Genomic DNA, 1,578 nt, shown 5'->3' with positions numbered 1-1,578 from the left:
TTTTCTATAACTTAAGAGTTGTTCTTCAAAACTATGAATGCCTTTAAATAGTCTCATGTTAATTGTTTTGTTCCTTAAAATCGGTGGTTCATCAGTCATTTTCAAGGTTTTTATACTGAAAGCAATAATGCTATTTATCCAATATTGATTTTATTTTATACATAGCAATGAGAGAACGTATTCTTTGTGCTGCAATCCACAATCCAGACGAGAAAAATTTTATAGGTGAGCCACTTGTCTATTGCGGCTTCAGACATTCCGACATAATGATGCAATCAAGGTTAGTTAGCCGCAATCCATTACATCAAGGGTTTATAACTACTACAGGTCGCTTTGTAGATAGAATAGAGGCATTACAAATTGCTATTAAATGTAATCAAGTCGATGATAGTAAAATAATCAAAGGGATTTTTTTGTATAGTGTTGATTTGTATTGATATAAATGAGTTAATTTAGAGTTTTTAATGTCGTAATTGTCGTTCGATAAATATAAAGTCTTTACCTTTTTTAATAACACAAATGTGTCATGTTGATCTCTTTATCAACTTTAATAAGGAGGTATGAATATTCAACACTATAGGGTTTAATTAACCTATCTAATTTTAAATCTTAAAAACACTTTTGTACAGCAATAACAAATCTTTCAAAAGAAAAAGGTCTGTATTTACTTTTTACGGTTTTTTGAATTATTGTGTGACACATATGTGTCATGTGCGTTTTAAAAATATGTTAAATATTTGCAGTTGTTATTATTTCTTGGTTTCTAACAAGGCTGAAATATTATCACGAATATTTTTTAGCATGAAAGTAATTGATACAAATTTATCTGCTTATTTTTTTTCTTCGTTTGGAAAAACGCCTGAAATGTTTAGTGAATCGTCATCTAATACTTCTGTCACAAAAAGTAGTTTAAGTATTTTTTTTAAGCTTTATCCTCGTTTTTTTTCCTTATTCTTCTTTTTCGGCACGGCTCTCAAAGCACAAAAAAAATTCACCGCTACAGCCCAAAATAATTTCAGTAGTAACATTTTCTGGAGTTCTTTGAGTAAACACGTCACTTTGCATGGATCAACTAGTTTATTGTGGTACTTCAAAACACATGCAATGAGAATCATTTTTTTTAGAGAAATGCTAATGGTGGCAAACTTTCTTACGCCAAAACTTTCTAATCTCAACACAAAAAAACAAAACGAATCATTAGGTATAAAAATAGCCAGTTTCTATAATGATTTTTCAGCCTATCGATTTCAAATAACACCATACAAATACACAGAATACTCCTTTAATCAATTAAATTATTAACTAATGAAAAAATGTTTTCTTTATAAAATCTTATTCATAGCTGTTTTCTTGTTTGGAAATTTTTCAAGTTATTCCAACGATATTACCGTTACAAATTGTACGCTAACCGGTCAAAATACATCTGCCGGGGTTAACAATGTGGCTAACTTTAGCCTAGTGCAATTTGACCTGAGCTGGGAAAACAGCTGGCGCGTTAACTTTGGTCCTGCCAACTGGGATGCAGCATGGGTGTTTGTTAAGTTTAGGGTTGGAGGTAACAACCCTACCTTTACCGGT

General features: G+C 31.2%; 2 protein-coding genes and 1 pseudogene. All 3 read left to right on the top strand.

Annotated elements, in window-relative coordinates:
- Positions 1 to 167 precede the first annotated feature (167 nt).
- Positions 168 to 437, top strand: coding sequence for a hypothetical protein (locus tag CHX27_RS15615; protein WP_094484765.1), 270 nt, complete (start codon positions 168 to 170; stop codon positions 435 to 437).
- 364 nt (positions 438 to 801) lie between these two features.
- Positions 802 to 1,302, top strand: coding sequence for a hypothetical protein (locus CHX27_RS00080; protein ID WP_094484764.1), 501 nt, complete (start codon positions 802 to 804; stop codon positions 1,300 to 1,302).
- A 3-nt stretch (positions 1,303 to 1,305) separates the two neighbouring features.
- Positions 1,306 to 1,578, top strand: a pseudogene (locus tag CHX27_RS15610) (hypothetical protein); the annotation flags it as partial.

Origin of the sequence: Flavobacterium aurantiibacter, from assembly GCF_002251775.1 — a bacterium.
GTDB classification, from domain to species: Bacteria; Bacteroidota; Bacteroidia; order Flavobacteriales; family Flavobacteriaceae; genus Flavobacterium; species Flavobacterium aurantiibacter.
The sequence above is the reverse complement of the archived record's forward strand: the minus strand, read 5'-3'. Positions and strand labels throughout refer to the sequence as shown.

Coding starts and splice junctions, on each gene's coding strand:
- CHX27_RS15615 (WP_094484765.1), top strand. CDS start 168: ATGAGAGAACGTATTCTTTGTGCTGCAATCCACAATCCAGACGAGAAA.
- CHX27_RS00080 (WP_094484764.1), top strand. CDS start 802: ATGAAAGTAATTGATACAAATTTATCTGCTTATTTTTTTTCTTCGTTT.